The organism is Shewanella sp. 10N.286.52.E4 (assembly GCF_041468785.1).
In the GTDB taxonomy this organism is placed as follows: Bacteria; Pseudomonadota; Gammaproteobacteria; order Enterobacterales; family Shewanellaceae; genus Shewanella; species Shewanella electrodiphila.
The window spans coordinates 216,363-225,088 of sequence record NZ_JBFRJJ010000004.1; the positions used below are offsets into that span (position 1 = coordinate 216,363).

At 43.5% G+C, this 8,726-nt stretch carries 5 protein-coding genes; 1 reads left to right on the forward strand and 4 read right to left on the reverse strand.

Annotated elements, in window-relative coordinates; genetic code table 11:
- Positions 1 to 3: 3 nt before the first annotated feature.
- From AB4153_RS02360 to AB4153_RS02370, 3 genes are all read right to left on the reverse strand, one after another.
- A complete protein-coding gene (locus tag AB4153_RS02360) occupies positions 4 to 1,116 on the reverse strand; it encodes a FecCD family ABC transporter permease (protein WP_371996218.1) in 1,113 nt (370 codons plus the stop codon).
- On the reverse strand, positions 1,113 to 1,943 hold the full coding sequence (locus tag AB4153_RS02365; protein WP_371996219.1) for an ABC transporter ATP-binding protein: 831 nt from the start codon (positions 1,941 to 1,943) through the stop codon (positions 1,113 to 1,115). The genes AB4153_RS02360 and AB4153_RS02365 overlap by 4 nt, the downstream gene beginning before the upstream one ends.
- A gap of 478 nt (positions 1,944 to 2,421) precedes the next feature.
- On the reverse strand, positions 2,422 to 3,312 hold the full coding sequence (locus AB4153_RS02370; RefSeq protein ID WP_371996220.1) for a histidine phosphatase family protein: 891 nt from the start codon (positions 3,310 to 3,312) through the stop codon (positions 2,422 to 2,424).
- A 482-nt stretch (positions 3,313 to 3,794) separates the two neighbouring features.
- On the opposite strand from AB4153_RS02370, the gene metH reads away from it, so the two are divergent.
- Positions 3,795 to 7,511, forward strand: a complete 3,717-nt coding sequence (gene metH, locus AB4153_RS02375; protein ID WP_371996221.1) for a methionine synthase — start codon at positions 3,795 to 3,797, stop codon at positions 7,509 to 7,511.
- Positions 7,512 to 7,703: 192 nt separating this feature from the next.
- On the opposite strand, the gene AB4153_RS02380 is transcribed toward metH, so the two are convergent.
- Positions 7,704 to 8,429, reverse strand: coding sequence for a hypothetical protein (locus AB4153_RS02380; protein ID WP_371996222.1), 726 nt, complete (start codon positions 8,427 to 8,429; stop codon positions 7,704 to 7,706).
- Between the last annotated feature and the right edge of the window lie 297 nt (positions 8,430 to 8,726).

Genomic DNA, 8,726 nt, shown 5'->3' on the forward strand with positions numbered 1-8,726 from the left:
GTCTTAACGACGATGGCGTAAAACAAATAGGAAGAACACACTACCAATAGCAGCCGTAATAATCCCAACAGGTAATTCTTGGTTAGCCAGTAAGCAACGGGCGAGTACATCTATCCACACCATAAATAATCCACCGACAAGTGCGGTAATTAAAATAGGCTGCTGCCCAGGGAAAAGTAGCCTAACAGTATGGGGGATCATTAAGCCCACAAAGCCAATACCGCCGCAACTTGCCACGAGTACGGCGGTGATTAATGAACACAATACCAACATATACAAACGCAGCTTGGCGACATTTACCCCCAATGAGTGGGCACTTTCATCGCCAGCCTGTATCGCGATAACTTGACGCTTAAATGCCAAAATAATCAATATACTGGCGGATACCACCACAGCGGGTATCACCAGTCCTTGCCAACTTGCTTTGGCAAAACTGCCTAAGCTCCAAAACAGCACTGACGCCGCAGCTTGCGGGCTAGAAAAATACAATACCAAGCTGGTCAGTGCGCCAAACATGAATGAAGTAGCAACACCGGATAACAGCATTCTTTCAACTTGGCTTGCGCGGCCAAAACCCGATAAAGACAACACCAATAACACTGAAAAACACGCACCAATAAATGCCCCTATGGGCAAACTGAGTGATGACCATGACCACCAGGCATCATGACTAAACCAGCCAGAACGCAGTATCGCCTCGGCTAAGTGGCTACCAGACTCCGACAACCATTGCTGCACTAATCCTTGGCTACCAAAAAAACTCAGCACCAATACTGCGCCAAAAGAGGCACCTGAACTTATACCAAATAAATAGGGATCTGCTAACGGATTTCGCGTGACAGTTTGCAACACACTGCCTGCGAGCGCTAAACCTGCGCCAGCAATAAAGGCTAATGCAATTCGAGGTAAACGTAACTCAAACACAATTCGTTGCGTTAAGGCATTAGCGCTGTCAGCATCAGCGCCCAAAAAAGGTGAGGCAAATAAGCCAACGACTTGCTCAAAACTAATGTTTGCAGCGCCAAAGCTTGATGCTGCAATAGGTGTCATTAGGGTTAATAATGCGGTCGCAAAAATTAATAGCTTATATTTCATCGATGATGCAGCTAGGGTCATAAACTTGCCTCTGCTTCATCATCTTTACTATGACCACCACTTTGATAGCCATAAAAATAGGTTATCAAAGGTTTGCCGTGTTGAGGGTGTTTGGACACTTGGCAACATACCCCGAATACATCACCAATAATGGCTTCAGTTAACACTTCATCTGGTAAACCTTGCGCAATGCACTTGCCTGCATTTAACAGTATTAAGCGATCGCACACAGCACTGGCTAAATTCAAATCATGAATAGAAGCAATCACACTGATCCCAAGTTGCCTAACTAGCTCTAAAATTTGGATTTGATAACGAATATCTAAATGATTGGTCGGTTCATCAAGAATCAGCAGCTGAGGTTTTTGCACAATCGCACGGGCAATTAATGCCCGTTGTTTTTCGCCACCTGATAACTGCTCATATTGCTGCTTGGCCTTTAATTGCAAACCAACTTTGGTAAGTGCATCGGCAATATCTTGTTTATCCGACGAAGAATCACTTTCAAACAAGCCTTTATGGGGCGTTAACCCCATTGCGACAATTTGCTCTGTGGTCATTTCAAAATAGTGCGGAGTTTCTTGCTGAACGACTGCCACTTGAGTCGCCAGTTGCTTTTGGCTAAAGCCATTAATGTTACGGCCAAAAAGCTTCACATTGCCTTGCTCTGGGGTGATATAACGATAGAGACAACGCAGTAAGCTCGACTTACCGGCGCCATTGGGGCCAATCAGTCCAAGCATTTCTCCCTGATTTTGGCTAAAGCTGACGCGAGAAAGGATCTGATTATCATCAGCAGACCAACTGAGGAGTTCAACGTTTAACGCTGAAGGGATATCTGCACTCATATCTTTGTCGCCTTAGCGATAACGCCTACAGCGCTAGCGATAAAAAATGCATTAATACCTGATAAGGAAAATGAACGAATAAATAACATTAACACTCCGCCTAAGTCACCCGCTTAGGTTGCATAACGCTGTTAAACAGCAAAGAAAATAACGCTAGGTATCTGACTTAGTGGGCAAACGAACAAACTAGCTTGCTATTTCATGCCACATCACAGTTGCGGGTACAGTTCATGCTAATCATCATAAGTAACTTATGAATGCCATGATTCCCTATTCATTTACTGGCTATCGAGTTTTACTAACGACAAAGCAGTAAATTAACGTTATTACATTTTAAACAAACAGTGATTATTAAGTGCTTAGCTTGCAAGCGGTTAAACTGTTCTCGCACTATTGTACGATATATCTCACCGAGTTTATGACCTTTTAACGATAATCTTTTAGTGATTTAGCTGCTCAAGTTTTGCAGGTGATTAATTTAACTCGGCCAATGTAATCGATAGACGGGTTTACTGGCCGCAGGTCTTGTCATTGATTGCGTCGATTCAATTTCAGAAGCACAGTTAAATGACTGTTTAGTTACTGCCTGTTCTGGCCAATAAACATCAATCACCACTGTGGCGCCGTAATCTATCGCCAGCTGTGAATACAAACCAGCGCATTGATCAAGCCCTAAAATATGACTCATGATGCAGCGGATCACGCCGCCATGGGTGACAATCAAAGCAGTTGCTTTCTCATTCCCTGTAGCTGTGCCATTATCAAAGTCAATATCAGAATCAGTCTCAGGCGATGAAGCAAGGCTTGATTCACCTGAAACCTGCCCCTTTAATTGCTTCAAACTTGATAACTGAGCCGCAAGTTGACCAGACACCTCGGCGAGTCCATTAGTGACTCTGGCTTCAAACTCAAGCATCGTTTCGCCATTAGGTGGTGTATGCAGCCAAGGGTTAGTCCAATAGCGATCTACAGCTTGGCCGTCATGTTGGTATAAAGCATCAAACGTTTGCCCATCCCAGTCACCAAAATCTACTTCTTGAAATTGCGGCATCTGTATTACTTCAGCTAACAAGCTGGTTTGGCAATCAAACTCTCGCTTGTTAACAGGTTCATTAGCATTAAGTTGTTGGCTGAAGCTGCGGTTTTGATTTATATCAGCCACTAAATTTTGGGCAAATTGCTGGCAGCGTATTAAAGGAGAGCTGTATATCGTCAACGAAGCAGCCTGCAAAGCCCCGCCTAATTTTTTTACGCTAGCCTCCATGGTGGCCACGCCCAAAGGCGTAAGCGCAACATCGGTTTTACCACGTAAAATATTGCCACCTTCGCACTGACCATGACGCAGTAATATCATTTTGGCTTGTTGCATATTAACGCTTCACCCTTGTTTCGTTTCGTTCAGTTCAACTCAGTTCAGTTCAGTGCAACTCAGTTCAGTTCAGTGCAACTCAATTCAGTGCAACTCAGCTCAATTCACTCTGCTTCGTGCCCTCATTCTGTTTCGTGCCTTCATTCAGTTCAAGCATGCACTCAGCTAACAGCCAGCCATTATCAAGCGTAAATCATTCACTTCTGACGATTATAAAGATTTCATAGACACTGAATTTAATCTAGCGTCCAGCTTACTTGTGTAATGCGCTTGCTCTTACAATCTATTTAAACGTATTATGGACGTCTATACGTTTAAATGTCCAAACAAATCTTGATGATGAATATTTTTACAGGGATTTTTCACTTGTCAGCGCCTTTTATCCAATCAATAAAGGTATGCTAATGAGCGTTAATCGCACTGCCTCATCACCATATTGCTGGCCAATAGCACCAACTAATAAGTAATAAAGGTAATCAGTTATGACGAAGTCGACTTCCTACAGTCAGGTTCTTGAGCAACTTACCAATACGCTAAATGAGCGCATTGTAATCCTTGATGGTGCCATGGGGACCATGATCCAAGACTACAAATTGGAAGAAGCTGATTATCGTGGCGAGCGCTTTAAAGACTGGCATTGCGACGTAAAAGGCAACAACGACATGTTGATCCTAAGCCAACGTCAAATCATTAAAGACATTCACACCAAATACATGTTGGCTGGCGCCGACATTATCGAAACCAATACCTTTAATGCCACTACTATCGCCATGGCCGACTACGACATGCAGTCGCTATCGGCTGAAATGAACTTAGAAGGTGCTCGCGTTGCACGTGAAGCAGCTGATGAAGTGGCAGCGCAAACTGGCACGCCACGTTATGTTGCCGGTGTTTTAGGCCCGACAAACCGTACCTGTTCTATCAGCCCAGATGTAAACGATCCAAGCTTTCGTAATGTCAGTTTTGATGAACTGGTCGATGCGTATGTTGAATCCACCAGCGCCTTAATTGAAGGCGGCGCGGATATCATCATGGTCGAAACCATCTTTGATACCTTAAACGCCAAAGCCGCATTATTTGCCATTGAAAAAGTCTTCGATACCCTTGGTGACAGATTACCTGTGATGATATCGGGCACCATTACCGATGCATCAGGCCGTACATTAACCGGGCAAACCACCGAAGGTTTTTACAATTCACTACGCCACATTAAGCCATTATCAATCGGGCTTAACTGTGCCTTAGGGCCAAAAGAGCTGCGCCCCTACGTGGAAGAGCTATCGCGTATTGCAGAATGCTTTGTATCAGCGCATCCCAATGCTGGCCTGCCAAACGAGTTTGGTGGTTACGATGAAACCCCAGAAGAAATGGCTGAAGTGATTCAAGATTGGGCCGCCGATGGCATGCTCAATATTGTCGGTGGCTGTTGTGGTAGTACGCCTGAGCATATTAATACCATTCGTGAGTCTGTGATAAATCACGAACCACGTAAACTGCCTGAGATCCCAGTCGCTTGTCGCCTTTCAGGACTTGAGCCATTAACCATTGATGGCAACTCATTATTTGTTAACGTGGGCGAACGTGCCAACGTCACAGGTTCTGCTAAGTTCCTACGCTTAATCAAAGAAGAAAAGTTTGAAGAAGCACTCGATGTGGTGCGTGAACAAGTCGAAAACGGCGCGCAAATCATCGACGTCAACATGGATGAAGGCATGCTCGATGGCGCCGAGTCGATGAAAAAGTTCTTAAACTTAATCGCCTCTGAGCCTGATATTTCTCGTGTACCTATCATGATTGACTCATCAAAATGGGAAGTGATTGAAGCTGGCCTTAAGTGCGTTCAAGGCAAGTCGATCGTTAACTCTATTTCGATGAAAGAAGGCGAAGAAGCCTTTATCAAACAAGCGACCTTAGTGAAGCGTTATGGCGCTGCAGCCATCGTAATGGCCTTTGATGAAGACGGCCAAGCCGATACCCGCGCTCGTAAAACTGAAATCTGTACCCGTGCTTATCGCGTTTTAGTCGATGTAGTTGGCTTTCCACCTGAAGACATTATTTTTGACCCGAATATCTTCGCCATTGCTACGGGTATTGAAGAGCATGACAATTACGCAGTCGACTTTATCGAGTCGATTAAAGACATTAAAGCCACCCTGCCTTATGCAATGATTTCAGGCGGTGTATCAAACGTCTCGTTCTCGTTTCGTGGTAACAACCCAGTACGTGAAGCCATTCATGCGGTGTTTTTATACCATGCGATTCAAGCCGGTATGGACATGGGGATTGTTAACGCGGGTCAGTTAGCTATATACGATGATATTGACCCAGATTTAAAACAGAAAGTCGAAAACGTGGTGCAAAACTTACCTTGCCCTGTTGCCGACTCAACTAATACCGAACAGCTACTTGATGTGGCAGAAAAGTTTCGTGGTGACGGTAAACAAATCGCTAAAAAAGAAGATTTAGCATGGCGTAGCTGGCCTGTGGAAGAGCGTTTATCCCATGCGCTAGTAAAAGGCATTACCGAATTTATCGACCAAGACACTGAAGAAGCGCGCCTACAAGCTGTGCGCCCGCTTGATGTGATTGAAGGGCCATTAATGAATGGCATGAACGTGGTCGGCGACCTATTTGGCGCAGGTAAAATGTTCCTGCCGCAAGTGGTTAAATCAGCCCGAGTAATGAAAAAAGCCGTTGCTTACCTTAACCCTTACATTGAAGCCGAAAAAGTCGAAGGCCAATCAAACGGCAAAATCTTAATGGTCACAGTGAAAGGCGACGTGCACGATATTGGTAAAAATATTGTCGGCGTCGTACTGGCCTGTAACGGCTATGAAGTGATCGATTTAGGCGTGATGGTGCCCGTTGATAAAATCATTGAAGTCGCGGTAGCTGAAAACGTTGATATCATTGGCATGTCAGGCCTTATCACCCCAAGCCTTGATGAAATGGTGCACAACGTTAAAGCCTTCCATAAGGCAGGTTTAACCATTCCATCGATTATTGGCGGCGCGACTTGTTCAAAAATTCATACCGCCGTTAAAATTGCGCCCCATTCGCCAACTGGGGCAATTTACATTGCCGACGCCTCACGCGCCGTACCTATGGTGTCAAAACTGATTAATAATGAAACCCGTCAAGCCACCATTGATGAAGCCTATAATGAATACGATGTGATGCGTGAAAAGCGTTTATCACAAACTAAACGTAAAACCATCATATCCATTGAGGCAGCGCGCGAGAATCGTTGTCAGCATGACTGGGACAACTACACGCCGTTTACCCCGAATGTATTAGGTCGTCAGGTCTTTGATGATTACCCACTTGAAGACTTAGTTGATCGCATCGACTGGACGCCGTTTTTCAGAAGCTGGGAATTACATGGCCGTTACCCTGATATTTTAGACGACAAGGTTGTAGGTGAAGAAGCCCGCAAACTATACGCCGATGGTAAAGCCATGCTTAAAACCATCATCAGTGAAAAGTGGCTCACCGCCAAAGCGGTTATGGGCTTATTTCCAGCCAACACCGTCAACCATGATGACATTGAGCTATACACTGATGAAACACGTACCGAAGTTGAAATGACCACCCATCATCTGCGCATGCAGCTTGAACGTGTGGGTAATGACAACTTCTGTTTATCTGATTTTGTTGCGCCAAAAGACTCTGGCGTTGCCGATTACATGGGCGGATTTGCAGTCACCGCAGGTCATGGTATTGATGAACATGTCGCGCGTTTTGAAGCGAACCATGATGACTACAACGCCATTATGCTTAAGTGTCTTGCCGACCGTTTAGCCGAAGCCTTTGCCGAACGTATGCATGAACGAGTACGTAAAGAGTTTTGGGGTTACGCTGCCGATGAAATATTAGATAACGAAGCGCTTATTCGTGAAAAATACAAAGGGATTCGCCCAGCGCCAGGTTACCCAGCATGTCCTGATCATACTGAAAAAGGCTTATTGTGGGATTTGCTTAAACCCGATGAAACCATTGGTTTAAACATCACTGAAAGCTATGCCATGTTCCCAACCGCAGCCGTATCAGGCTGGTACTTTGCCCATCCGAAATCACGTTACTTTGGGGTGACGAATGTAGGTAAAGATCAAGTTGAGGATTATGCTGAGCGTAAGGGAATGACATTGGCAGAAGCAGAGAAATGGTTGTCACCAGTGTTGGATTATGATCCAGAGTAATCATAAGGTTACTCTTTAGGTTTCCAAACTTCGTTTGGATGTAGATCGCAGGGTTCCACCCTGCACTGGCCAAAATTGGGAAAATTGTAGACTGCGGCGGCGGTTAGATTAGTTTAATCTGACCCAATATATTTTGTATTTTGTAATCTGGGGCAATTAAGGAAGTGCTAAACACTTCCTTAATTGAATTTACTACCAAATTACACAAGCTCTGTTACAACTCCATGGGAGTAGTTCAACATTGCGAGTGTAGGTATAATCTAATTTGAAAACATTATCCCCACCATTTATGTATGTATCATTAGGATATGAGTATGATTTAACACCATCATCAGTAACTTTTAATGAAATATTAAAAGTTCCGCCACGTTGGGTATACATCACTAAAGTTTTTGAGGTAGATGTTTGTAAAACTCCGTTAACTCTCCATTCATATCCTTCAATGTTACCGCCTGTTCTTTGTCCTGAGCCATAATCTTCTTCTATGTCAGAAGCTATGGCACTAATAGTCACTCGGTTAGTCCCTGCAGGCCACATATTTTCTTGCGATACTGTAAAATTTGCAGCAGGTCGATGATTTTTAATTAGATGATTTCTAGTATTTTTAGAGCAATGTTCCCCTTTAACTCCATCAGAGCTATAAGGTTGACCATTAATAACCCTTACAGCATCCTTCCCATCATATTTAGCAGGTGGGTACCAAACTTCTTTATCTGCCATAACACTAGTGTTGTATAAATTAAATGGATATGCATTAAACTCATATGTAGAAACGTTGTAACCTTTGGCGAATGTACAAGACCAATCTGCGGTTACATAATCCCCTACAACAAGCTCATTTGGTTCATCAGCATGTGCAACCTGAGTTCCTGCAAATAAAATTGCAAATAAAGACATTTTAAAAGTAGTATTTTTCATTTCTATCCTTAGTTATATTTATCCTAATAAAATTACATTATACGAATAGTGCTTCCATGCAACGCTTACAACACATGCAAGCAATGTAAAAGTAACACTTTGATTTAATTAGTCAATGCTAAATCACAAAAAGCTGATACAGTTATTCTAATACATCATAAGAACTTAGATACAAGGTTAGGCGCTTTAAAATGAAACTAAACCATTGAACAAGAATTTAAGGGAATAAATGGTAAATAAATGGGGTCAGAGCCTGACGAATCCCCACGAAATAATCATTAGAAACAACAAGATATT